The organism is Streptomyces sp. NPDC044002 (assembly GCF_056434525.1).
The window spans coordinates 1-25,876 of the sequence record NZ_JBWKEZ010000094.1 but is presented as its reverse complement, the minus strand read 5'-3'; the positions used below and the strand labels follow the sequence as shown (position 1 = coordinate 25,876).

The window sequence follows — 25,876 nt, the reverse complement described above, 5'->3', positions numbered from 1 at the left end:
GGGTGCGTAACCTGCGCGAGGGTGCTTGCCGCGCTGCCTGCTTGCGTGCCGCCCGGGAGCCCGCCCCTGGCTCCGCCGACGCTCCCCGCGCGCCCCCCCCCGCCACCGCCGAACCGCAGGCCCGCGAGCTGGCCACCGCCCTCGCCCGGGCCGTCACGGCCGGGGCCCTCGCCGGGGCCGGGGCCGACGCCGACTGCACCGCCGCCGAACGGGACCGGCTCGTCGAGCTCCTCACCACCCGCCTCGGCGGCGGCGCCCGCGTCCCCGGGGCCCGGGCCGCCGCCGTCCTCGGCCGGCTCGCGCTGCGGGTCACCACGCAGCCCGTGCTCAACGCCTGGCGCGGCTCCCTCACCGCCGGCGCCACCCCCGCGCTCGGCGACATCCTGCGCTACCAGGCCCGGGGCGCCGGCCTGCGCGCGTACCTGCGCGAGCGGATCACCGCCCGGCCCGGCCCCACCGTACTGATCGGCCACAGCCTCGGCGGCATCGCCCTGGTGGACCTGCTCGCGCTGGCGGCCGCCGACGGCGGACCCGTCCCCGGCGTCGAACTGCTCGTCACCGTCGGCTCGCAGGCCCCGTACCTCTACGAACTCGGCGCCCTCACCGCCCTCGCCCCGGGCAGCCGGCTCCCGTACGGCTTCCCGCGCTGGCTCAACGTGTACGACCGCCAGGACGTGCTGTCCTACCTCGCCGCACCCGTCTTCCCGGGCGACCCCCGCGTCACCGACCACGAGATCAGCAGCCGCCAGCCCTTCCCCGCCAGCCACAGCGCCTACTGGAAACAGCAGTCCCTCTACGAGCGCATCGAACGGGCGGTGACCGAAGCGGGGACGGTGTGACGGCCCTCGGCCGGCCGCACCCCGACGTGAACCCCCGGCGCACCTTCGCGCTCGTCGCGGGGGTCGAGCGGTACGAGATCAGCCACCACTGGAACCTGCGCGGACCCGCCCGGGACGCCCTGCGCTTCGCCCGGTGGCTGACCGGGCCCGGCCAGGTGCCCGCCGCGAACGTCCGGCTGCTGCTGTCCCCGCTCGACGACCCCGACGCCCTCGACTGGTCCGCGTCCGAGGGCCTGGCCGCGCTGCGGACCTCGTACCGGCCCGCGACCGAGGCGAACGCCCGCACCGCCCTGCTCGACGAACTCCCCGAATGCGACGGGGACCTCCTGTGGATCTTCTGGGCCGGGCACGGCTACCTCGGGCGCGACCGGGAGCTGATGCTGCCCTGCGCCGACGCCCGCCCCGGCCAGATCCGCCACCTCAACCTCGACTCGGCGCTGCGCTGGTGGCGCACCGACCTGGTCGGGCACCGGCGGTTCCCGCTCCAGGCCGCACTGGTGGACGCCTGCCGCGTCGACGCGCCCCGCGACAGCCGCTGGAACTTCGGCAGCGCCGACTACGGCGGCGGCCGCACCGTCCCGGGGCGGCGGCAGTTCCGCCTGTACGCCTCCCGCGAGGGGGAGGCCGCGCAGAACGACGCAGAACTGGGCGCCGGCCGGTTCACCGAGGCGCTGCTCGGCGAGCTCGGGGACCGGTCCGTGGGGGAGGGCGCAGCCTTCCTGCCCGATGCCGCCCGCAGCATCCACCTGGCCTTCCGGGGACTGCGCGAACGCGGCGAGGGCTGGCAGCTGCCGCAGTTCCTCGTGGACCGCGACTGGGACGCCAACTCCTTTCTGGACTTCCCGTCGTTCCCCGACTTCCCCGCCGACGGCCCGCCCGGCCCGTCCCTGCCCGGCGCCCCCCGCCTCGACCAGGCGGGCTGGGACGGGCTCGGCGAGCTGTTCGAGGGCCGTGACCTGCCGCGCTGCGCGTACGAGGCCTACGCCTGGGCCTTCAAGGCGGCCGGCTGCACCACCCCCGTCGACGGCGGGCTGCCCGCCGATACCCTCCTCGACGTGGTCGCCGACCTCGACGAACGGCAGGGCGGCCGGACCGGGATGCCGCTCGCGGTGCCCTTCGTGCACTTCCTCGCCGACCGGACCGCCCGCCCCGGCGGAGGCCCCGGCGGCGGCCCCGAAGACCCCGAGTGGGCAGCGGCCCTCGCACGCTGGGTCAGGGCCACCCGCGAGCGGCTCGCCCTACCCGCCCTGCGCCCGCCGCCCGCCCCCGCCCGCAAGGCCACCCTGCACGTGCGCCTGGAGTCCCCGCCCGGCGGCGAGGACGGCCTGCTGGCCCGGATGTGGCTGCGCGGCGAACGGACCCGCCACGTATGGGAGTCGGAGGGAAGCCCCGTCCAACTGGCAGCCGTACGCGCCGAACTCGTACGCCGCCTCGCCGAGGGCGCCGGGGCCGGGCAGCCGCACGGCGGCATCGGGCGGATCGAGTTCCACGTCCCGTACGAACTGCTGGAGACGGACTTCGACCAGTGGCCCGTCCCCCGCCGCGGACCGGGCGGCCGGACCCGCCCGCTCGGCACGGTCCACGAGGTGGTGGTGCGCTGCCCGCAGGAACGCGAGGACACCCGCACCGAATGGCTGGAGAAGTGGCGCTGGCTGCACGTCCAGGACGGCCGGCACCCCGACGCCGTGCGCACCGTCGAGGACGCGGACGTCACCGACGCCCTCGGGCTGCGGCTGGGGGCGGCGCCCGCACCCGCCTGCGTCCTCGGGCACGTCTCCGGAACCCGTACGGCCGCCCTGCTGGACGCCCTCCTCGAAGGTGGGGTGCCCGTCGCCGTGTGGCGCCGCGGCGGCGGAACGCCCGCCGGGGGACTGCCCGCGCTGCTCGCCCCCGACGCCGGTCCGGGGGCGCCCTCGGTGTTCGCCCTGCCCGCCCGCGTGCGCGACGTGCGCCGGGCGGCCGCCGGCCAAGAGCCGGAAGGGGGAGACCGGTTGGTGTTGCTGTGGGACGATCCCGACGACACGGTCGACCTCCGCTCCCTGGCCACCTGACCACCTGACCACCACCGCCCACGACGGCCCGAGAACCGGCCCGCCACGGGCCCCGACCCGAACGCACCACCCGCGAACCGACGATGGAGGCACAGGCAGTGGCGAAGGACTGGTGGCTGTACCGGGGCGCCGGCCCCGGCGAGGAGCGCCGCACCCGGCTGGAAGCCGGGACGCCGCCGCCCTGGCGGGACTTCACCGGCGTGCCCGACCCCGCCTACGGGCCGCCCGGCTGCTCCGGCGAGGCCTGGGAGCGCACCCGCAGGCGCGGCGAGGGCTACGTCCCCGACGAGGCGGAGAAGGACGTGGTCAACACCGCCCTGCACCTGCGCCGGCCGCTGCTGATCACCGGGAAGCCCGGCGTCGGCAAGTCCACCCTCGCCTACAGCATCGCCGCCGACCTGGCCCTGGGCCCCGTACTGCACTGGCCGATCACCAGCCGCACCGTGCTGCGCGACGGCCTCTACCTCTACGACGCCATCGGCCGGCTCCAGGAGGCCGGACTGGAACAGGTCCGCGCCCCCGGCGCCCGCACCGCCGAAGCCCCGGCCGCCGTGCCCTCCATCGCCCGCTACCTGCGCCTGGGCCCGCTCGGCACCGCCCTCCTCCCGCAGCGCCGGCCCCGCGTCCTGCTCGTCGACGAGATCGACAAGAGCGACATCGACCTGCCCGGCGACCTCCTCACCGTCTTCGAGGACGGCGGCTTCACCATCCCCGAACTGGCCCGCCTCGCCAAGGAGGAACCCACCGTCGCCATCGGCACCGACGACGACCCCGACGCCGGAGTGGCCGTCACCCAGGGCCGCGTGCAGTGCCGCCACTTCCCCGTCGTCATCCTCACCAGCAACGGCGAACGCGACTTCCCGCCCGCCTTCCTGCGCCGCTGCGTCCGCCTCCACCTGGACGCACCCGGACCCGAGAAACTCGCCCGCATCGTGCGCGGCCGGCTGGGAGTCGACATCACCGGCGAGGACGCCGCCGAGTACCAGGACCTCGTCCGCAGCTTCCTCGAACGCGCCGAGGACGGCGACCTGGCCACCGACCAGCTCCTGAACGCCATCCAGCTGCGCCTGGCCGGAGCCTGGTCGGCGCCCGCCGACCGGGACCGCTTCCTCGCCACCGTCATGCAGCACCTCACCGGGCCGACCGCGTGATCGAGAGGCTGCTCGCCGCCTTCGCCGAAGGCGCCGAGGACGGTGCCGCACCCCGCACCGCCGTCGGCCCCGAGGAGATCGCCGACATCCTCTGGCTGGCCGCCCGCGTGGACCCGGCCGCCGCCGGGTCCCCGGACGGCGGCGTGCGCCCGCCCGGCCCCGACGGCCCCGACGAAGCCCCGGAGCCGCCCCCGCGCCCCGACGACCCCGCAGCCGCCGCCGGGCGGGCCGGCCCGGACGCCGACGGGGCCGTCCAGCTGTTCCCCGCCGTCCCCGCCCGGCCGGAGCGGCCCGCCGCGCCCGCCTCCGACGCACCCGCTTCCGACGCGCCCGCGCGGCGCGGCGTACCGCTGCGGTTGCCCCGCACCGCCTCCCTCGACGACCCGCTCGCCCTGATGCGGTCGCTGCGGCCCGTCGGACGCCGCTCCATCGGCGGGCCCGGTGAGGAACTCGACGAGCAGCTCACCATCGAACGCAGCATCGAGGCGATGGTCCCCACCCCGGTCCTGCGCCCCGCCGAGAGCCGCTGGCTCGACCTGGCCCTCGTCGTCGACACCCACCCCTCGATGCTCCTGTGGAGCGACCTGGTGGCCGAACTGCGCGGGGTGTTCACCCGGAGCGGGGTCTTCCGCGACGTCCGCACCTGGCAGCTCACCGGCACCGCCCCCGGCGGCACCCCGATGCTCGCCCGGGGCCGCGGCGGCCCGCCCCGCAACCCGCTGGAACTCGCCGACCCCGCCGGGCGGCGGCTGATCCTCCTCGTCTCCGACACCGTCGCCGGGGGCTGGCAGGAGACCCCGCTGCTGCGCGTCCTGCGGCACTGGAGCGCCCACAACGCCGTGGCCGTGCTGAACGTACTGCCCGAACGGCTGTGGACCCGGGGCGCCGTGCGGCCCGTGCCCTTCGCCGTCCGCTCCGACCGGCCCGCCGCCGCCACCCGCTCCTGGCAGCGGGTGCCCGCCGCCCGGCGGGCGCGGGGCGGCGGGCCCGTGGTCCCGGTGGTGGGGCTCGCGTCCGGCAGCCTGGCCCGGCTGGTGCGGACGGTGTCCGGGGACGGGCGCTGGCGCCGCCTCGCCTGCCTGCGCCTGGACGCCGCCCCCGCCCCCGGCACGGCACCGCCGCACCGGGCCGCCACCGCGCTGGAGGCGGTCGAGCGGTTCCGGGCCGGCGCCTCCCCGACCGCCCAGCAGCTCGCCGCCCACCTGGCCGCCGTACCGCTGACGCTGCCCGTGATGACCCTCGTACGGCGCTCCCTGCTGCGCGACTCCGAGCACGGGCACCTGGCGGAGGTGGCCCTCGGGGGGCTCTTCGCCCCGTGGGAGGGGCAGCAGCGACCGGAGGACGCGGAGTTCGACTTCCTGCCGGGGGTACGGGACGTGCTGCTCGGCTCCCAGCTGCGCGGGGACGTCGCCGCCGTACGGGAACTGGTGCGCCGCCGGGTCTGGGAGTTCATGCACCGCCACCGGGGCACCGGCCCCGACTTCTCCGCGACCCGGGTCACGCCGGGGGAGGAGGGCCGCCGCCGGGTCCCTGCGGGGGCGCTGCCGTTCGCCGAGCGGCCGGCGGTGGAACGGGAGCCGATGGAGCGGCCGGGCCCCGGCCGGGATCCGGGCGAGGGGGTGGTGCGGGTCCGCTTCGAACCCCACGTCGAGCCGCGCGAGGTCGGCACCCTGCTGACCCCCCGCCTGGTGCTCACCGCTGCGGAGGTGGCGAACCCCCGGGACGCCGTCGCCTGGGCCGGCACACCCGACGGCAGGGAGGCCGCCTGCCGGCCCGTCTGGTGGGACGACGCGAGCCCGCGGGTGCTGCTGCTGGAGAGCGGGGAGGACCTGGCGGACCCAGGGTTCTTCACGCCGACGGCCTGGGAGACGTCGTCCGCGCCGGACGAACCGTTCGTCTTCGTGCCCGGATTCACGGACGGTCACGACTGGCTCACGGCCGCGGGCGAGACACGGCTGCAAGGCCGGTCACGTAACGGCGAGATCGTCGGGATCTCACCGGAGGCGGAGGACTGGACCCGCTTCAGGGGTGCCCCGGTGTTGTCGGTGCCGGGCGGCCTGCGCGGTGTCGTGCACACGGTCCGGCCCGACCGGATGGTCTTCCTCACGGCCGAGGCCCTGCTCGCCCAGGACGGCTTCCGGGCGGCGCTGGGCGACGGGGCACCCGGCAGAGTGGTGACCCTGGCCGTGCGGGCGGACGGGAGCGTGCACGGGCCCGCCCGCTCCGCCCGCCGGGAGCTGACCAGCCTCCTGGCGGAGGCGATGGACGAGGCCGAAGTCGCGGGGCGGGTGCAGAGCGCGTCGATGGGTGTACGCGTCACCCTGTCAGGGCCGGATGCCTTCGGCCGGACGGGAGTCCTGCTGCTCGCGCTGTACCGGGCGGTGCTGCGGGTCCGCATCCCGGGCCCACCGCTCGCCGTGGCCCTGGCCGTACATGGTCCGGGGGACGACGCCGACACCGTCGACCCGCTCCTCGACAACGACGTGGTCAATGGGTGGCTGCGTACCGGCGGCCCGGACGACACGCTCAGTCTCGTGCTCACCCTCTCCCGGTCGCTGTACGAGGAACTCCACGAGCTCCTCGGCCCGCTGGCCCTGCGTCCCCTCAAACCGTTGGGGGAGGAGCCGGGCGGATGGTTCGTCCTCGGGGACCCCACCCAAGTGGCGGAGCTGCTGGCGGACGCGGAGACGTACCGGCTGGAGGAGTCCGTCTGGCCCCGTTGCGGCTTCGGCGCGTCGGAGGAGAACCTCTCGGGGTGCATCGGCGTGAAGGTGACGGGCCGCCACAGCTGCCTGGCCCATCTGCCGGTAACCGAGCAGGACGCCTACCTGAGCAGCCTGCGACCCGGATCCTCCCTGGACTTCCGGGGGACCACCTTCGAGGGGGGCCTGCTGGGGCGGGTGCTCGACGCGGTGCGCGAACCAGGGACAGGACGGGTCAGGGTGGGCTCGGCGGCCTTCGCCAGAGCGTGCTTCAAGGACGACTGGGCGGTCGAGGCAGGCATCTTCACTGGCGGAGCCGACTTCAACTGCGCCGTGTTCGAGGGTGCGTCGGGCTTCACCTCCATTACCTTCGCTTCGAACGCGTCCTTCGCTCGTGCGGTCTTCAGTAACGGGGCGGACTTCCAGCAGGCCAGATTCCGGGGCACGGCCGCCTTCGACCGGACCGTCTTCGAGCAGGAGGCGGTTTTCGAAGGATCCGCCTTCGAGAGGGCGGCTGCCTTCGACCGTGCCGTTTTCGTCGGAGCGGCGCTGTTCGCGGAGGTCACCTGGTTCGAGGACATGTCCTTCCTGCACGCCGTCATGGAGGAGGAGGCGTTGCTCGACGGGATGGCGGTGCGCGACCGGGCGGACTTCGACCGGGTCGTCTTCAAGAGGGGCGCATCGCTCGGTGCATCCGTCTTCTGGGGACCGGTCTCCTTCGCACGCGGCGTGTCCGAAGGGCCGTTCTCCGCGACGGGGACCCGCTTCGCGCAGGCGTCGGATTTCGAGTCCGTGGTTTTCGACGGGGAGGCGGTTTTCCGCGACGCCCGATTCGACGGCCCGGCCGTCTTCGCCGGGGCTCTCTTCCAGGGCCTGGCGGCATTCGACACAGCCCGGTTCGGGGAGCGGGCGGGCTTCGAGGGCGTCGTCTTCCGGGGTCCGGTCTTGATGAAGAGCAGTGTGTACACGGAACCGGTCAGCTTCGACGGCGCCGTGTTCGAGGGCCTGCTCCGGTGGGTCGACACGAAGACTGAGACGGAGGCTGCGCGCAGCAGCTTCGCCGGAGCCGTCTTCCAGGGCGCGTCCCGCTTCCTGCGCGGCGAGTTCAAAGGAGACACCGTCTTCGACGGGGCCGTCTTCGACGGGTCCGTCACCTTCGAGGGCTGCGACTTCCGGGCTGCCCTCTCCCTGGCCGGCGTCGTCTTCAACGGGCAGGCCACGTTCACCGAAGTCACCCTCGCCCGGCCCCTCGACCTCCCCGGTGGCTTGACCGCCGTCGAGGAGGACGGGGTGTGGGAGATCACCTCCCCCGAGCGTCCGGAATCCGGTGACGCCTGAGGCATTCTGGCCACGTCACAGCCAACGTCAGTACCAGGAGCCACAGTTGACCCAGCCCGCCGCCGATGACGCCCGCCACGTCCCCTTCGACCGCCTCCACAACTTCCGCGATATGGGCGGCTACTGCTCCGCCGACGGACGGACGGTCCGCTGGGGGGTCCTCTATCGGGCCGACTCCCTCGGGAAGCTCGCCGGCACCGACTGGGAGCGGTTCCTCGGGCTCGGTGTGCGGACCGTGATCGACCTGCGCTACCCCTGGGAGATCGAGGCCAAGGGCCGGATACCCGAGCCGGAGCGGTTCACGTACGCCAACCTCAGCATCGAGCACCGCCCCTACGACCAGGCCGAGATCGACCCGGACCTCGACCCCTGGCGCTACCTCGCCGACCGCTTCGCGGAGGTGGCCGAGGACGGCGTGGACGAGATCCGGCGGGCGATCGAGCTGATCGCCGACGGCCCCGGCCCCGCCGTGTTCCACTGCACCTCCGGCAAGGACCGCACCGGCCTGATCGCCGCCCTCGTCCTGACCCTGCTCGACGTGCCCGAGGAGGAGGTCCTGGCCGACTTCGCCCTCACCGAGCTCGCCACCGAGCGCCTCACCGCCGACTGGCACGCCGCCAACCCGGGCCGCACCATGCGCTGGCCCTCGTACGGCCGCGCCCCGGCCGCCGTCATGGAGCTCGTCCTCGCCGACCTGACCGGCCGTTACGGGTCCCCGTCCGCCTACCTCACCGATGCCGTCGGCATCACCCCGCAGACCACGGCCCGGCTGCGGGAGCGGCTGCTCGCCTGAAAAACCAGGTGCCCCGGCCGGCGCGCGCCGCCTACAGTCGCGGTGCGCGCCGCCGCCAGGGCGGTGCCTGCCGATGCCGAGCGAAGAGAAGGGGAACCGGGCCATGCGTACGAACCGCACCGCCGCCGTCGTTCCCCCCTGCCGGTACGACGTGATCCCGGTGTCCCGCAGCGCGCGGTAACAGCCGCGCGGCTGTCACCGTACGCCCGTGACGCACCCTTGGAGACAGAACCCCGCCGGCCCTGCCGCGGGGTGGCCCACCCGCGTCCCGGAAATCGCGCCGCCCTCTTCCACCCCAGGCACCGAAAGGCCCGGGCCATGCGCACCGAACCCCACGTCAACACCACCGCCGCCGCCGTGCGGAACCTCGGCATCCTCGCCCACGTCGACGCCGGCAAGACCACCGTCACCGAGCGGATCCTCTTCGCCACCGGCGCCATCCACAAGCGGGGCGAGGTCCACGACGGCACCACCGTCACCGACTACGACCCCCAGGAACGCGACCGCGGCATCACCATCTTCGCGGCGGCCGTCAGCTGCGCCTGGGACGGGCACCGGGTCAACCTGATCGACACGCCGGGCCACGTGGACTTCGCCGACGAGGTCGAGCGCTCGCTGCGGGTGCTCGACGGGGCGGTCGCGGTCTTCGACGCCGTCGCCGGTGTCGAGCCGCAGAGCGAGTCCGTGTGGCGGCAGGCCGACCGGCACGGCGTGCCGAGGATCGCGTTCGTCAACAAGCTGGACCGGGCGGGCGCCGACCTCGACGCCGCCGTCGACTCGATCCGGGAGCGGCTCGGCGCCGTGCCCCTGGTCGTGCAGCTGCCCGTCGGCCGGGAGGACGGTTTCACCGGCGTCGTCGACCTGCTGCGGATGCGCGCCCTGCTCTGGGGTGCGGTCGACGGCTCGTACGAGGAGCTGCCGGTGCCCGGGCCGCTGCTGGAGGAGGCCCGGCGCAGGCGCCGGGTGCTGGAGGAGACGGTGGCCGGACTCCACGCGGAGGCCCTGGAGGAGTTCTGCGCCGGCGACGGGCTGGGCGAGGGGACCCTCGTCCGTGCCCTGCGCGAGCTGACCCTCGCCGGGGACGGGGTGGTCGTGCTGTGCGGGTCCGCGTACCGCAACCGGGGCATCGAGCCGCTGCTCGACGCCGTGGTGGCGTACCTGCCCGCACCGGGGGACATGCCGCCGGTGCGGGAGCGGGCCGCCGACCCGGCGGAGCCGCTGGCCGCGCTCGCCTTCAAGGTGACGGCGACGGCGACCGGCCGGCTCACCTACCTGCGCGTCTACGCGGGGACCCTGCGCAAGGGGGACTCCGTACTGGACCCGGCCACGGGCCGGACGGAACGCGTCGGGCGGATCCTGCGGGTGCAGGCCGACCGGCACGAGGAGCGGGAGGAGGCGGTGGCCGGTGACATCGTCGCCGTCGTCGGGCTGAAGTCGGCGCGGGCGGGCACCAGCCTGTGCGCGCCGGAGGCGCCCCTGCTGCTGGAGCCGCCCGTGGTGGCGGACCCGGTGGTGTCGGTCGCGGTCGAGGCGGGCCGGGGTACGGACACCGGGCGGCTGGCCTCCGCGCTGGCCCGGCTCGCCGAGGAGGACCCCTCCCTGGTGGTGCGGACCGACGCGGAGACCGGGCAGACCGTGCTGTCGGGGCTGGGCGAGCTGCACCTGGAGGTGGCGGTGGAGAAGGTGCGCCGTCTCCACGGGGTGGAGGTCGTCGTGGGCCGGCCGCGGGTCTCCTACCGGGAGACCGTCGTGCGCGGGGTGACCGGTTTCGTGTACCGGCACGTCAAACAGGACGGCGGCGCGGGACAGTTCGCGCACGTCGTGCTCGACGTGGAGCCGCTGGGGGAGCCCGGTTTCGAGTTCCGTTCGGCGGTGACGGGCGGGCGGGTGCCGCAGGAGTACGCGCGGGCCGTGGAGGCCGGCTGCCGTGACGCCCTCGCCGAGGGTCCGCTCGGCGGGCATCCGGTGACGGGCGTGCGGGTGGTCCTGACCGACGGGGCGACGCACTCCAAGGACTCCTCGGAGATGGCGTTCCGCGCGGCGGGCCGGTTCGCGCTGCGCGACGCCCTGCGCGCCTGCGGGGCGGAGCTGCTGGAGCCGGTCGCGGAGGTCACCGTGACGGTTCCGGACGACGGTGTCGGCGCGGTCCTCGGGGACCTCGCCGCCCGCCGCGGCCGGGTCACGGGCTCGGCCGGGCAGTCCGGGACCACGGTGGTCACGGCGACGGTGCCGCTGGCCGAGCTGTTCGGGTACGCGTCCCGGCTGCGCGGCCGCACCCAGGGCCGGGGGGCCTTCACCAGCCGCCCGGCGGGTCTGGCGCCCGTCCCCGCGGGGGTGGCGGCGACCCTGACGGCCCGCTAGTACACGGCGGCCACAACTCCCTCGGGTCCCGTCCCGGCTTCGGCCGGGGCGGGGCCCGAGCCGTTTCCGGATGCGTTCAGACACCGCCCTTACATACCCCCCATGGGTATGCTACGTTGCTACGCGAAGGTACCCCCCAGGGGTATACGGCAGAGGAGGGTCAGGGCAATGTCAACCGTCAATCCCCGGCGCTGGTGGGCACTTGGCGTGCTTGCCGCCGCTCAGTTCATGGTCATCATGGACACCTCGATCATCGGGGTCGCGCTCCCCGAGATGCAGAAGGACCTGGGCTTCTCCCAGGGCGAGCTCCAGTGGGTCTTCAACGCCTACGTCATCGTCTTCGGCGGGTTACTGCTGCTCGGCGGGCGGCTCTCCGACCTGTTCGGCGCCCGCAGGATCTTCGCCACCGGCTGGGTGGTCATGATCGTGGGCTCGGTGCTCGCGGCCGCCGCGCAGAGCGCCTCGGTGGAGATCGCCGGCCGGGCCGTCCAGGGGGTCGGCGGCGCGCTGATCGCGCCCTCGGCCATGACGCTGCTGATGATGCTCTTCGGGCACAACCCCAAGGAGCTCGGCAAGGCGATGGCCCTCTACGGCGCCGCCGCCCCCGCCGGCGGTACGGCCGGCGTGTTCCTCGGCGGCGTGTTCACCGAGTGGGTGAGCTGGCCGTGGGTCTTCATCATCTACGTCCCGATCGGCGTCGCGACCCTCGCCGCCACCGGGCTGCTGCCCGCCGTCCAGGCCCGCCGCGGTTCCGTCGACGTCCTCGGCGCCGCCGCCGTCACCGCCGGGCTCGCGCTCGCCGTGTTCGCCGTCGTCCGGGCCCCCGAGGTCGGCTGGGGCGCCACCGCCACCGTGCTGGAGCTGGTCGGCGCGGCCGTGCTGCTCGCCCTCTTCTTCGTGATCCAGCGGACCGTCCGCGAGCCGCTCATGCCGCTCAGCGTGTGGCGGATCCCGCGCCTGGGCTCGGCCAACCTCGCGATGACGCTGCTCGGCGCCGCCTGGATCCCGATGTGGTACTTCCTCAACCTGTACCTCCAGCAGGTGCTGAACTACGGCGCCTTCGCCTCCGGTGCGGCGCTGCTCCCCATGACGGTGCTGCTGATGATCTTCATGACGGCCATCACCGCCCGCCTCATGGGCCGCTTCGGGGCCAAGCCGCTGATCGTCGCGGGCCTGTTCGCCCTCGCCGCCGGGCTGGTCTGGCTGGCCGCCGTCGAGCCGACCGGCACCTTCCTCGTCGACGTCCTGCCCGCCTCGCTCGTCGCCGCGCTCGGCATGGCGCTCGCGTACATCCCGGCGATGATGTCCGCGATGTCCGGCGCCCCGCAGGAGCAGGCCGGCCTCGCCTCCGGCATCGTCAACACCACCTACAACGTGGGCTCCGCCCTCGGCCTGGCCGCGCTCACCGCGCTCGCCACCACCCAGGGCGCCGGTGAGCTGGGCAACCTGACCGCCCTCACCGACGGGTTCAGCGCCGCCTTCATCGGCGCCGCGGTCATCGCCGCCGCCGGTGCGGTGATCACCCTGATCGCGATGAAGGGCGACAGGTCCGCCGCCCCGGCAGCCGCTCCCGAAGCCGCTCCCGCCGCCGACGCCCCGGCGTCGCGCAGCGAGACGGCGGGGGTGTGACGTACGGGACAGCCCGCACTCACCCAAGGGGTCGCCCGACGTCCGCCCCGGACGTCGGGCGACCCCTTTTTCCGTACCCGCATCCCGTACCCGCATCCCGCCTCCGCATCCCGCACCCGGAACCCGCACCCGCATCCCGCACCCGAACGAGAGGCAGACCCCTCGATGAAGGACGTCCGCGACATCCGCACCCGCGCGGTGCACGTGGCCCACGAGCTCGAAGTCCCCGCGAGCCGCCCGCTGTCCGTACCGCTCGTCCAGTCCTCCGCCTTCGCCTTCGACTCCGCCGACGACCTGGCGCGCGCCATGTCCGGCCCCGACGGCGACTACGTCTACAGCCGCCGCGGCAACCCCACCGTGCGAGCCCTGGAGCGCACCCTCGCCGGACTGGAGGGCGGGGCCTCGGCCATCGCCTTCGCCTCCGGGATGGGCGCCATCAGCGGGGTCCTGCTCGCCCTGCTGCGCCCCGGCGACCAGGTGATCGCGCAGCGCTGCCTGTACGGCGGGACGTACGCGGCGCTGAGCGACCTGAAGGAGCGCTACGGGGTGCGGGTCGACCACATCGGCGGTGACGACGCGCGGGAGTTCGAGGCGCTCGCCGGGCCCCGTACCCGGCTGCTGGTCCTGGAGACCATCGCCAACCCCACCGGCCAGGTCCCCGACCTGCCCGGCCTGCTGGCGGCGGCCCGGCGCCTCGGGGTGATCAGCGCCGTGGACAACTCCCTGGCCTCGCCCGTCCTGTGCCGGCCGATCGAGCACGGCGCCGACATCGTGCTCCACTCCACCACCAAGTACCTAGCCGGGCACTCCGACGTCCTGGGCGGCGCCGCCGTCTTCGCGGACGACTCCCTGCGCCGGGAGGTGTGGCCGCGCACGGTCGAACTCGGCGCGAGCGCCGACCCGTTCGCCGTCTGGCTGACGCTGCGCGGGATCGCCACGCTGCCGCTGCGGATGCGCGAGCACTGCGCCAACGCGGGCCTGCTCGCGCAGCGGCTGGCGGCCCACCCCGCGGTGGCGGCCGTGCACTGGCCGTGGCTGGGAACGCACCCCTCGTACGCGATGGCCCGCAAGGTGCTCTCCGGCGGCGGGGGGCTGCTCTCCTTCGAGCTGCACGGCGGCCGGGAGGCCGGCCGCGCCTTCGTCGAGGGGGTGCGCCTCGCGCGGCTCGCGCTGTCGCTGGGCGGGGTGGAGACGCTGGTCACGCACCCGGCGAGCACTTCCCACCGGGAGCTGGACGAGGGGGCGTTGGCGCGTGCCGGCATCGGTCCGGGCCTGGTCCGGATGTCGGTGGGGATCGAGGATCCGGAGGACCTCTGGCAGGACGTGGAACAGGCGCTGCGGTAGAACAGGCAGAGCGGTCTTCTTTTGGGTTGACAAAATAATCGGCTGATTCGTAGATTGGTTCACGCCAGAGAAACCACTCCTCTCCGTCAAGGGGGTTGCGTGATGCGCTACTTCGAGGACTTCCGGACCGGCGACGTCCACGAACTGGGCACCGTCACCGTCACGGCGGAGGAGGTGCTGGAGTTCGGCAGGCGCTTCGACCCGCAGCCCTTCCACACCGATCCGGCGCTCGCCGCACAGACCCCGTTCGGCGGCCTGATCGCCAGCGGCTGGCACAGCGCCTCGATGTTCATGCGCCGCTACGTCGACGGGCTCCTCGCCTACAGCGCCTGTACCGGCTCCCCCGGCGTCGACGAGATCCGCTACCTGCGGCCCGTCCGCCCCGGGGACGTGCTCACGGCGCGCGTCGAGATCCTGGGCTCGCGCCCCTCGCCGTTCAACCCGCGCACCGGCGTCGTCCAGCCCAAGTGCACGCTGGCCGACGCCGACGGGAACGTCGTGTTCAGCATGATCCTGCACAGCATCTTCGAGCGGCGGCCCGCCGAGTGCGACGCACCGCACCCCGCCGCCGCCGAGGACCCGGTCGTCCGCGTCCGCTCCCTGGCCTGACCTTTCCCCCCCGCCCGCCGAGTGAAGGGAGCCTCCCGTGGAGGCCGTATCCCGCACCGCCCAGTGGACCGCCGCCGCGCGGGCCCTGGAAACCGAGCGCGAGGACCGGCTGTTCGCCGACCCGTACGCGCGCACCGTCGCCGACACCATCGGCTTCGACCTGCTGGAGCGCTACGCCGGCGCCGGCACCGTGCCGTTCCTCGCCATCCGCACCACCTACCTGGACCGGCAGATCGTCCGCACCGTCCAGGAACACGGCATCCGCCAGGTCGTGTTCCTCGCCGCCGGCATGGACACCCGCTTCTTCCGGCTCCCGTGGCCCGACGGCGTCACCGTCTACGAACTCGACCGGCCCGCCCTCCTGGAGGCCAAGGCCGAGATGCTCGCCGACGAGCCGGCGCCCGCCGGACGCACCCGCGTCACCGTCCCCGTCGACCTCACCCAGGACTGGACCGGCCCCTTGGAGGAAGCCGGCTGGCGCGCCGACCAGCCCGTGCTGTGGGTCGTCGAGGGCCTCCTCTTCTTCCTCCCCGAGGAAGCCGTACGCGGCCTCATCTCCACCCTGGCCGGCCACTCCGCGCCCGGATCCGTCCTGCTCGGCGACGTCATCAGCAAGGCCGCCCTGCAGAACCCGCTCTCCCGGCCCTTCCTCAACTGCCTCGAAGAGGACGGGAACCCGTGGCTCTTCGGCACGGAGACCCCCGAGGAACTCCTCGCCGAATGCGGCTGGGACGTCCGCGAGGTCCGCCAGCCCGGCGAGGACGGCGCCGACTTCGGCCGCTGGCCCTACCCGGTGCCCGCCCGCAGCGTCCCCCGCGTCCCGCGCTCCTTCCTGTTCACCTGTGACCTCCCGACCGCCGAGGTGAAGGCAGCATGACCGCCGTCCACGACTTCCACCAGCGCGTCATCAGCGACGCCGGCGCCGCCGTACGCGGTCTGACCGTCGCCCTCGGCGAACGCCTCGGCCTGTACCGGGCGCTGGCCGAGGCCGGCCCGCTGACCCCCGCCCAGCTCGCCGAGCGCACCGGGATCAACACCCGCTACGCCGAGGAGTGGCTGCACGCCCAGCTGAGCGCCGGCTACGTCGAGCGCCACCCGAGCGCCGGCACGTACACGCTGCCCGCCGACCACGCCCCCGTGCTGGCAGACCCCACCGCCGTCACCTTCGCCGCCGGGTTCTTCACCGCCCTCAAGGCCCTCTACGGCACCGAGGACCTCCTCGTCGACGCGTACCGCACCGGCGACGGCGTCGGCTGGGCCGAGCACGACCCGGCCCTCGACACCGGCATGGGCAGCTTCTTCCAGCCCACCTACGAGCACCGCCTCGTCCCCGAATGGCTGCCCGCCCTCACCGGGGTCACCGGCAAGCTCGCCGCCGGCGGCACCGTCGCCGACGTCGGCTGCGGCGTCGGCCACACCACCCTGCTGATCGCGAAGGCCTTCCCGCAGGCGACCGTCCACGGCTTCGACTACTCCGAAGAGGCCGTCTCGATCGCCCGCCGGCTCGCCGACGAGGCCGGGCTCTCCGACCGCGTCGTCTTCGAGGTCGCCTCCGCCGACGACTACCCCGGCACCGGCTACGACCTCGTCACCTTCTTCAACGCCCTGCACGACATGGGCGACCCGGTCTCCGCCGCCCAGCACGTCCACAAGTCCCTGGACGCGGACGGCACCTGGATGCTCGTCGAGTCGAACGTCTCGCCCGACGACATCGACACCCAGACCCCGGCCGCCCGCATGTTCATGGCCCTCTCCGCCGTCATGTGCCTGCCCGTCGCCGTCGCCCAGCGCGGCCCCCACGCGCTCGGCAACCACTCCGGCGAGAAGGCCTTCCGCGCCATCGCCGAAGAGGCCGGCTTCACCCGCTGGCGCCGCGCCACCGAGACCCCGGTCAACGCCGTCTACGAAGTCCGGCCGTAGGCCGCAGGGCCGGCCGCACCCGGCCCGCGCCGCGAGCGAGGGGCCGCCCCGGCGGCCCCGGCACCACCACACACCCCGAGGAGTCACCATGGGCGTCAGCGCCCCCCTGCCGGTCACCGACCGGTTCCTTGAAGTCCTGGAACGGCTCAGCCACCGCTCCATCGAGGAGTACTACAACCCGTACCAGCAGTTCGACTGGCCCGAGAAGCTCGACGAGGGCCGCATGTGGATGACCCCCGAACTGCTCACCGTCTACGGCACCCCCTTCTACGAGGAGCTCGGCGAGGAAACCCTCCAGCGCCTCTCCAAGTGGGAGAGCATCAACTTCTACAGCCTCAACGTGCACGGCATCCGCGAACTGCTCATCGAGGTCGTCGGCCGCATCCACATGCCCGGCTTCGAGGTGCCCTCGGACTTCTTCCACCACTTCATCGGTGAGGAGAACGAGCACATGTGGTTCTTCGCCGAGTTCTGCCGCCGCTACGGCGACAAGATCTACGGCTCCACCGCCCTGCGCGCCGACTCCGCCTGGGAGCCGGAGGTGGAGAACTTCCTGGTCTTCGCCCGCATCCTGTTCTTCGAGGAGCTCGTCGACCACTACAACACGCGGATGGCGCGGGACGAGGACCTCTGCCACACCATCCGCGAGGTCAACCGCATCCACCACCAGGACGAGTCCCGGCACATCGCCTTCGGCCGCGAACTGGTCTCCCTGCTCTTCGACCGGATGCGCCAGGCCGTCCCCGCCGCCCGCGTCGCCGAGGTCGAGGCCTACCTCAAGCGGTACGTCGTCTACAGCCTCAACTCCCTCTACAACCCGCACGTCTACCGCGACGCCGGCATCGCCGACCCGGTGGGCCTGCGCAACGCACTGGTCGCCGACGAGCGCCGCCGGCCCTTCGAGCGCAAGACCATCCGCAAGCCGCTCGGATTCTTCCTGAAGACCGGGATCTTCACGGACGACGTCCTGCCCGTCGTCTGAGAGTCCCACCGCCGTCCGAGAGGTGACTCCCCATGACCGCCATGACCACCGCCATGACCACCGCCACCGCCCCGGCCCCGGCCCCGGCCACCACGGGCCTGCCGTCGCTGGGCCCCGAGGGCACCGCCCTGCTGCGGCTGCTCGACGACACCTTCGAGAGCTGGGGCGTCCAGGCGGGCGCCCGCTCGATGACCATGCCCCCGCTGCTGCCGGCGGCCGACCTGGCCCGGCTCGACTACTACGACAACTTCCCCCACCAGGCCGTCGTGGCGGCCCCGCTGAACCTGGACGTCCGGGACACCAGCGAGTTCTGTCCCGACACCGGCTGCTTCCCCTGTGACGCGCTGGAACCGGCCGCCCTCGGCCTGCCGTCCGCGTCCTGCTACGCCGTCTACATCGACCACCAGGGCCGCCCGGCCGCCGACGACGAGCTCGTCACCGTCGTCGGCTGGTGCTTCCGCAAGGAGGCCCACTACGAGGGACTGCGCCGCCAGCTCGGCTTCCGCATGCGGGAGATCGTCGCCATAGGCACCCGCGAGCACGCCGAACAGCACCTCGCCACCTTCACCCGGCGGATCAACGCCTTCGCCGAGGCCCTGGACCTGCCGCTGAGCCGCGAGGCCGCCTGCGACCCCTTCTTCGACAAGGGCAGCTCCAAGGCCGTCCTCCAGCGCCTGACCCCGGTCAAGCACGAGTTCCTGTACGAGGACCTCGCGATCGCCTCGGTCAACACCCACCGCAACTTCTTCGGCGACCGGTGCGACATCCCCCTCGCCTCCGGCGGCGGCCCCGCCTTCACCAGCTGCGTCGCCTTCGGACTGGAGCGCTGGCTGTCCGCGCTCACCCGCCGCCACGGCAGCTGGGGTGCCGCGACCGCGGCGGTCCTGCGCGCGAACGCGGCCGGGCCGGCGATCTGAGGTGCCGACCCGACCCGTCGTCGCCCCGCCGGCGGGCGGCCTGGGCTGGGCGAACCTCGGCATGGACATCGTGTCCGTCACCCGTGTCCGCCGGCTCCTGCGCCTCTACGGCGAGGACTTCTTCCAGCGCATGCTCACCCCCGGCGAACTCGCCGACTGCCGCACCTCCGCCAAGCTCGACGTACTGAGCCTGTGCGGGCGGATCGCCGCCAAGGAGGCAGCGTTCAAGACCCTCCGCGTCGGCGCCGTGTTCCTGCCCTGGCGGGACATCATCGTGCGGCGCTCCGAGGGCGGCTGGCCGCTCGTGGAACTCCACCGGTCCGCCGCCGAGATGGCCGAGCGCTCCGGCATCGCCGGGATCACCGTGACCATCAGCCACGACGTGGACTACGCGGTGGCGGTCGCCGCCCCCGTACTGGACCCGAACGCCGTCCCCGAGCCCCTCCCGGCACCGGGCCCCGCCCCGGAGCCCGCTCCCGCGCCCCCCACCCCACCCGTACACAGCACTTCAAGGAGAGACACCATGTCCGACGGTCTGCAGCTCGTGAAGAACTGGCTCCTCGCCCGCCACGAGGAGCTCGACGACATCGCCGGCGACCTCGACCTCATCGAGACCCGGCTGATCGACTCCCTGTCCTTCGTCGAGTTCGTCTTCCTGCTGGAGCAGCACAGCGGCCGCGCCATCCAGCTGGAGACCCTGGAGGTCGACGAGATCCGCACCCTCGACGCCATCCGCACCCACTTCTTCACCGCCAAGGCGGTCCAGGCATGAGCAAGCGCCTGTTCACCTCCGAGTCCGTCACCGAAGGCCATCCCGACAAGATCGCCGACCGGATCAGCGACACCATCCTCGACGCCCTCCTGCGCGAGGACCCGGCCTCCCGCGTCGCCGTCGAGACCCTCATCACCACCGGCCAGGTCCACATCGCCGGAGAGGTCACCACGACGGCGTACGCGCCGATCGCCGAACTCGTCCGCGGAGCCATCCTCGACATCGGCTACGACTCCTCCAAGAAGGGCTTCGACGGCGCCTCCTGCGGCGTGTCGGTGTCCATCGGCGCCCAGTCCCCGGACATCGCCCAGGGCGTCGACACCGCCTACGAGCAGCGCGTCGAGGGCGAGGGCGACGAACTCGACCGGCAGGGCGCGGGCGACCAGGGCCTGATGTTCGGCTACGCCACGGACGAGACGCCCGAGCTGATGCCGCTGCCCATCCACATCGCGCACCGCCTCTCGCGCCGCCTGACCGAGGTCCGCAAGAACGGGAAGATCCCCTACCTGCGCCCCGACGGCAAGACCCAGGTCACCATCGAGTACGACGGCGCCAAGGCCGTCCGCCTCGACACGGTGGTGGTCTCCACCCAGCACGCCGCCGACATCGACCTCGACGCGCTGCTGACCCCGGACATCCGCGAGTTCGTCGTCGAGCACGTCCTCGCGCAGCTGGCCGAGGACGGCATCAAGCTGGACACCGAGGGCTACCGCCTGCTGGTGAACCCGACCGGCCGCTTCGAGATCGGCGGCCCGATGGGCGACGCCGGCCTGACCGGCCGCAAGATCATCATCGACACGTACGGCGGCATGGCCCGCCACGGCGGCGGTGCCTTCTCCGGCAAGGACCCGTCGAAGGTGGACCGCTCGGCCGCGTACGCCATGCGCTGGGTCGCGAAGAACGTCGTCGCCGCCGGCCTGGCCGCGCGCTGCGAGGTCCAGGTCGCCTACGCCATCGGCAAGGCCGAGCCCGTCGGCCTCTTCGTCGAGACCTTCGGCACCGGCACCCTGCCCGACGAGCGGATCCAGGAAGCCGTCTCCGAGGTCTTCGACCTCCGCCCCGCCGCGATCGTCCGCGACCTCGACCTGCTCCGGCCGATCTACGCCCAGACCGCCGCCTACGGCCACTTCGGCCGCGAGCTGCCGGACTTCACCTGGGAGCGCACCGACCGCGTGCACGCGCTGCGCAAGGCCGCCGGGGTCTGACATGCGCATCGCTGTCACCGGGTCCATCGCGACCGATCACCTGATGACCTTCCCCGGCCGGTTCGCGGACCAGCTGCTCGCGGACCGGCTGGACCGGGTCTCCCTGTCGTTCCTCGCCGACAACCTGGAAGTGCGTCGGGGCGGGGTGGCGGCGAACATCGCCTTCGGGCTGGGCGTGCTGGGACTGCGCCCGTCGCTGGTCGGCGCGGTGGGCGGGGACTTCGAGCCCTACCGGGTGTGGCTCAAGGACCACGGGGTGGACACTGACGCCGTCCGCGTGAGCGACACCCGCCACACCGCCCGCTTCGTCTGCACCACCGACCAGGAGCAGAACCAGATAGCGACCTTCTACGCGGGCGCCATGGCCGAAGCCCGCGAGATCGACCTGCGGGAGGTCGTCGCCCGCCACGGCAGACCGGACCTGGTCCTGGTCTCGCCGGACGACCCCGAGGCCATGCTCCGCCACACCCGGGGCTGCCGCGAACTCGGCATCCCCTTCGCCTCCGACCCCTCCCAGCAGCTGGCCCGGCTCGGCCGCTTCGAGGTGCGCGAACTGGTCGACGGCGCGCAGCGGCTGTTCACCAACGAGTACGAGTCCGCCCTGCTGTGCGAGCGGTCCGGACTCACCGAGGAGCAGATCCTGCGGCGCGTCGGCTCCTGGGTCACCACGCGCGGCGAGGACGGCGTACGGATCCGCACGGCGGGCCGCGAACCGCTCACCGTGCCCGCCGTACGGGTCGCCGAGGTCGTCGACCCGACGGGCGTCGGCGACGCCTTCAGGGCCGGCTTCCTCGCCGGCACGGCCTGGGGCGTCCCCGAGCGGTCCGCGGCCCGGCTGGGCTGCGCGGTCGCGGCGACCGTCCTCGACCACACCGGCACCCAGGAGTACCGCCTGGAACGCGAACCGCTGCTGGCCCGGCTCCGCACCGCGTACGGCCCGGCCACGGCGGCGGAACTGTCCACACACCTGGGGGCCCTGGAATGAGACGGTCACTGCGGGAGGAGCTCGCCAGGCGCGTCGTCGTCGCGGACGGCGCCATGGGCACCATGCTCCAGGACGCCGACCCCACCCTGGACGACTTCCTCGGGCTGGAGGGCTGCAACGAGGTCCTCAACCTCACCCGCCCCGACATCGTCCGCTCGGTCCACGACGCGTACTTCGCCGTCGGCGTGGACTGCGTCGAGACCAACACCTTCGGCAGCAACCTGTCCGCGCTCGCCGAGTACGGCATCGAGGACAAGGTCTACGAACTCTCCGAAACCGGAGCCCGCATCGCCCGCGAATCGGCGGACGCCCACACCGCCCGGGACGGCCGGCCCCGCTGGGTGCTCGGCTCCCTGGGCCCCGGCACCAAGCTGCCCACCCTCGGACACGTGGCGTACGACCCCCTGCGCGAGGCCTACCAGCAGAGCGCCGAGGGCCTGATCCGGGGCGGCGCGGACGCCCTGCTCGTGGAGACCACCCAGGACCTCCTCCAGACCAAGGCCGCCGTCATCGGGGCCCGACGGGCACTGGACTGGTGCGGCATGGGAGACCTCCCGCTGATCGTCCAGGTCACCGTGGAAGCGACCGGCACGATGCTGCTGGGCTCCGAGATCGGGGCGGCGCTGACGGCGTTGGAGCCGCTGGGGATCGACATGATCGGTCTGAACTGTGCGACCGGTCCGGCGGAGATGAGCGAGCACCTGCGCTACCTCGCGCGCAATGCCCGCATTCCGCTGTCGTGCATGCCGAACGCGGGTCTGCCGGTGCTGACGAAGCAGGGTGCGCACTATCCGCTGTCGGCGGTGGAGCTGGCGGACGCGCAGGAGACCTTCGTCCACGAGTACGGCCTCTCCCTGGTGGGCGGCTGCTGCGGGACGACGCCGGAGCATCTGCGGCAGGTCGTGGAGCGGGTGCGGGGTGCGGCGGTCGCGGAGCGGAGTCCGCAGCCGGAGGCGGGTGCGGCTTCGCTGTACCAGACGGTGCCGTTCCGGCAGGACACCTCGTACATGGCGATCGGTGAGCGGACGAACGCGAACGGGTCGAAGAAGTTCCGTGAGGCGATGCTGGATGCCCGCTGGGACGACTGCGTGGAGATGGCGCGGGACCAGATCCGTGAGGGCGCGCACATGCTGGACCTGTGCGTGGACTACGTGGGCCGTGACGGTGTCGCGGACATGCAGGAACTCGCGGGCCGCTTCGCGACCGCTTCGACGCTGCCCATCGTGCTGGACTCGACCGAGGTTCCGGTGATCCAGGCGGGTCTGGAGAAGCTGGGCGGGCGTGCGGTCATCAACTCGGTCAACTACGAGGACGGTGACGGCCCGGAGTCGCGTTTCGCGAAGGTGACGCGGCTGGCGCAGGAGCACGGTGCTGCGCTGATCGCGCTGACGATCGACGAGGAGGGCCAGGCCCGCACGGTCGAGCACAAGGTCGCGATCGCGGAGCGTTTGATCGAGGACCTGACGTCGAACTGGGGGATCCGGGAGTCGGACATCCTGATCGACACCCTGACGTTCACGATCTGCACGGGGCAGGAGGAGTCCCGTAAGGACGGGATCGCGACGATCGAGTCGATCCGCGAGCTCAAGCGCCGCCACCCGGACGTGCAGACCACGCTGGGTCTGTCGAACATCTCCTTCGGTCTGAACCCGGCCGCCCGCGTCCTGCTCAACTCCGTGTTCCTCGACGAGTGCGTCAAGGCCGGCCTGGATTCGGCGATCGTGCACGCGTCGAAGATCCTCCCGATCGCCCGCTTCGACGAGGAGCAGGTCAACACGGCCCTCGACCTGATCTACGACCGGCGTGAGGGCGACTACGACCCGCTGCAGAAGCTGATGGCGCTGTTCGAGGGCGTCAACACGAAGTCGATGAAGGCGGGCAAGACCGAGGAGCTCCTCGCCCTGCCGCTGGAGGAGCGTCTGCAGCGGCGGATCATCGACGGGGAGAAGAACGGCCTGGAGGCCGACCTCGACGAGGCCCTCGCGTCCCGGCCGGCGCTGGACATCGTCAACGACACGCTCCTGGAGGGCATGAAGGTCGTCGGTGAGCTGTTCGGCTCCGGGCAGATGCAGCTGCCGTTCGTCCTCCAGTCGGCGGAGGTGATGAAGACTGCCGTGGCCTACCTGGAGCCGCACATGGAGAAGACCGACGCGGACGGCAAGGGCACCATCGTCCTGGCGACCGTCCGCGGTGACGTGCACGACATCGGCAAGAACCTGGTCGACATCATCCTGACCAACAACGGCTACAACGTCGTGAACATCGGGATCAAGCAGCCGGTCTCGGCGATCCTGGAGGCCGCGCAGGAGCACAAGGCCGACGTGATCGGCATGTCGGGGCTCCTGGTGAAGTCCACGGTGATCATGAAGGAGAACCTGGAGGAGCTCAACCAGCGCAAGCTGGCGGCCGACTACCCGGTGATCCTCGGCGGCGCCGCCCTGACCCGCGCCTACGTCGAGCAGGACCTCCACGAGATCTACGAGGGCGAGGTCCGCTACGCCCGGGACGCGTTCGAGGGCCTGCGGCTGATGGACGCCCTGATCGCGGTCAAGCGCGGAGTCCCCGGCGCCGAACTCCCGCCCCTCAAGCAGCGCCGCGTACCGCAGCGGGCGCCCGTACTCGACGTGCACGAGCCGGAGGAGACCGGCGGCCGCTCCGACGTGGCCGTCGACAACCCGGTGCCCGAGCCGCCGTTCCTCGGCACCCGGGTCGTCAAGGGCATCCCGCTCAAGGAGTACGCGGGCTGGCTCGACGAGCAGGCGCTCTTCAAGGGCCAGTGGGGCCTCAAGGACGCGGGCTCCGTCGAGACGGAGGGCCGGCCCAGGCTGCGCGGCTGGCTGGACCGGCTGCACACCGAGCGGCTCCTGGAGGCCGCCGTGGTCTACGGCTACTTCCCGTGCGTCTCCAAGGGCGAGGACCTGATCGTCCTCGACGAGGACGGGGGAGAGCGGACCCGGTTCACCTTCCCCCGCCAGGGCCGCGGACGCCGGCTCTGCCTCTCCGACTTCGTACGCCCGGACGACTCGGGCGAGGTCGACGTCGTCGGCTTCCAGGTGGTCACCGTCGGCTCCAGGATCGGCGAGGCCACGGCCGGGCTGTTCGAGTCCGACTCCTACCGCGAGTACCTGGAGCTGCACGGCCTCTCCGTCCAGCTCGCCGAGGCCCTCGCCGAGTACTGGCACGCCCGGGTCCGCGCCGAACTGGGCATCGCCGGGTCGGATCCGGCCGCCATGGAGGGCATGTTCCGCACCGAGTACCAGGGCTGCCGCTACTCCCTCGGCTACCCGGCCTGCCCCGAGCTGGCCGACCGGGCGAAGATCGCCGACCTGCTCCGGCCGGAGCGGATCGGCGTGCACCTCTCGGAGGAGTTCCAGCTCCACCCCGAGCAGTCCACCGACGCCATCGTCATCCACCACCCCGAGGCCGGCTACTTCAACGCCGGAGGCCGCCGATGACCTCCGGTGCCGGACGAGTTCAAGGAGCACTTCCCATGTCTGACGGGTTCACGGACTTCAAGGTCGCGGACCTCTCCCTCGCCGCCTTCGGCCGCAAGGAGATCACCCTGGCCGAGCACGAGATGCCGGGTCTGATGTCGATCCGCGAGGAGTACGCCGAGGCGCGGCCGCTGGCCGGCGCCCGCATCACCGGCTCGCTGCACATGACGGTGCAGACCGCCGTCCTGATCGAGACCCTCGTCGCCCTCGGCGCCGAGGTCCGCTGGGTGTCCTGCAACATCTACTCGACGCAGGACCACGCGGCGGCGGCCATCGCGGCCGCCGGGATCCCGGTGTTCGCCTGGAAGGGCGAGACGCTGGAGGAGTACTGGTGGTGTACGGAGCAGGCGCTGACCTGGCCCGGGCACGAGGGCCCGAACATGATCCTGGACGACGGTGGTGACGCCACCCTCCTCGTCCACAAGGGCGTCGAGTTCGAGAAGGCCGGGGCCGTTCCCGACCCGTCGACCGCCGACAACGAGGAGATGGCCCTCGTCCTCGAACTGCTGGGCCGCTCCTCCCTGAACTGGACGGAGCTGGCCTCCGGGATCCGGGGGGTGACGGAGGAGACCACGACCGGTGTCCACCGCCTCTACGAGATGCACCAGGCCGGTGCCCTCCTGTTCCCGGCGATCAACGTGAACGACGCCGTGACGAAGTCGAAGTTCGACAACAAGTACGGCTGCCGGCACTCCCTGATCGACGGCATCAACCGTGCCACCGACGTGCTGATCGGCGGCAAGGTCGCGGTCGTGTGCGGTTACGGCGACGTCGGCAAGGGCTG

17 protein-coding genes and 1 pseudogene are annotated in these 25,876 nt (G+C 73.0%); all 18 read left to right on the top strand.

The window, feature by feature from the left end; all coding sequences use genetic code 11:
- Positions 1 to 839 (top strand): annotated as a pseudogene (locus AC07A6_RS38235) (hypothetical protein); the annotation flags it as partial.
- A complete protein-coding gene (locus tag AC07A6_RS38230; RefSeq protein WP_478780191.1) occupies positions 836 to 2,890 on the top strand; it encodes a VMAP-C domain-containing protein in 2,055 nt (684 codons plus the stop codon). The pseudogene AC07A6_RS38235 and the gene AC07A6_RS38230, both read left to right, overlap by 4 nt.
- 83 nt (positions 2,891 to 2,973) lie before the next feature.
- The gene (locus tag AC07A6_RS38225) at positions 2,974 to 4,041 is read left to right on the top strand and encodes an AAA family ATPase (RefSeq protein ID WP_362469502.1); all 1,068 of its coding nucleotides are present in this window, start codon (positions 2,974 to 2,976) and stop codon (positions 4,039 to 4,041) included.
- The gene (locus AC07A6_RS38220; protein WP_478780190.1) at positions 4,038 to 8,081 is read left to right on the top strand and encodes an SAV_2336 N-terminal domain-related protein; all 4,044 of its coding nucleotides are present in this window, start codon (positions 4,038 to 4,040) and stop codon (positions 8,079 to 8,081) included. The genes AC07A6_RS38225 and AC07A6_RS38220 overlap by 4 nt, the downstream gene beginning before the upstream one ends.
- Positions 8,082 to 8,127: 46 nt before the next feature.
- Positions 8,128 to 8,874 carry a tyrosine-protein phosphatase gene (locus tag AC07A6_RS38215; protein ID WP_478780189.1) on the top strand — a complete coding sequence of 249 codons (747 nt, stop codon included), beginning with the start codon at positions 8,128 to 8,130 and terminating at the stop codon, positions 8,872 to 8,874.
- 318 nt (positions 8,875 to 9,192) lie between these two features.
- Complete coding sequence (gene fusA / locus AC07A6_RS38210) at positions 9,193 to 11,235, top strand: elongation factor G (RefSeq protein ID WP_478780188.1); 2,043 nt, start codon at positions 9,193 to 9,195, stop codon at positions 11,233 to 11,235.
- Between the two features lie 168 nt (positions 11,236 to 11,403).
- A complete protein-coding gene (locus AC07A6_RS38205; RefSeq protein ID WP_386273427.1) occupies positions 11,404 to 12,864 on the top strand; it encodes an MFS transporter in 1,461 nt (486 codons plus the stop codon).
- Positions 12,865 to 13,029: 165 nt separating this feature from the next.
- Positions 13,030 to 14,208 carry a trans-sulfuration enzyme family protein gene (locus AC07A6_RS38200; protein ID WP_478780187.1) on the top strand — a complete coding sequence of 393 codons (1,179 nt, stop codon included), beginning with the start codon at positions 13,030 to 13,032 and terminating at the stop codon, positions 14,206 to 14,208.
- 102 nt (positions 14,209 to 14,310) lie between these two features.
- The gene (locus AC07A6_RS38195; protein ID WP_362469520.1) at positions 14,311 to 14,817 is read left to right on the top strand and encodes a MaoC family dehydratase; all 507 of its coding nucleotides are present in this window, start codon (positions 14,311 to 14,313) and stop codon (positions 14,815 to 14,817) included.
- 37 nt (positions 14,818 to 14,854) lie between these two features.
- Positions 14,855 to 15,694, top strand: a complete 840-nt coding sequence (locus AC07A6_RS38190; protein ID WP_478780186.1) for a class I SAM-dependent methyltransferase — start codon at positions 14,855 to 14,857, stop codon at positions 15,692 to 15,694.
- The gene (locus AC07A6_RS38185) at positions 15,691 to 16,737 is read left to right on the top strand and encodes a methyltransferase domain-containing protein (RefSeq protein WP_478780185.1); all 1,047 of its coding nucleotides are present in this window, start codon (positions 15,691 to 15,693) and stop codon (positions 16,735 to 16,737) included. The genes AC07A6_RS38190 and AC07A6_RS38185 overlap by 4 nt, the downstream gene beginning before the upstream one ends.
- An 88-nt stretch (positions 16,738 to 16,825) precedes the next feature.
- A complete protein-coding gene (locus tag AC07A6_RS38180; protein WP_125819021.1) occupies positions 16,826 to 17,719 on the top strand; it encodes a diiron oxygenase in 894 nt (297 codons plus the stop codon).
- Between the two features lie 32 nt (positions 17,720 to 17,751).
- On the top strand, positions 17,752 to 18,636 hold the full coding sequence (locus AC07A6_RS38175) for a class-II aminoacyl-tRNA synthetase family protein (protein ID WP_478780184.1): 885 nt from the start codon (positions 17,752 to 17,754) through the stop codon (positions 18,634 to 18,636).
- A 1-nt stretch (position 18,637) separates the two neighbouring features.
- The gene (acpS, locus tag AC07A6_RS38170; protein ID WP_478780183.1) at positions 18,638 to 19,408 is read left to right on the top strand and encodes a holo-ACP synthase; all 771 of its coding nucleotides are present in this window, start codon (positions 18,638 to 18,640) and stop codon (positions 19,406 to 19,408) included.
- Positions 19,405 to 20,613 carry a methionine adenosyltransferase gene (gene metK / locus AC07A6_RS38165; protein WP_478780182.1) on the top strand — a complete coding sequence of 403 codons (1,209 nt, stop codon included), beginning with the start codon at positions 19,405 to 19,407 and terminating at the stop codon, positions 20,611 to 20,613. Before acpS ends, metK begins: the two co-directional genes overlap by 4 nt.
- A gap of 1 nt (position 20,614) precedes the next feature.
- Positions 20,615 to 21,598, top strand: a complete 984-nt coding sequence (locus AC07A6_RS38160) for a carbohydrate kinase family protein (RefSeq protein WP_478780181.1) — start codon at positions 20,615 to 20,617, stop codon at positions 21,596 to 21,598.
- Positions 21,595 to 25,053, top strand: a complete 3,459-nt coding sequence (gene metH, locus AC07A6_RS38155; protein ID WP_478780180.1) for a methionine synthase — start codon at positions 21,595 to 21,597, stop codon at positions 25,051 to 25,053. Before AC07A6_RS38160 ends, metH begins: the two co-directional genes overlap by 4 nt.
- A gap of 35 nt (positions 25,054 to 25,088) precedes the next feature.
- On the top strand, positions 25,089 to 25,876 hold a 788-nt coding region (locus tag AC07A6_RS38150; protein ID WP_478780179.1), incomplete at its 3' end, for an adenosylhomocysteinase.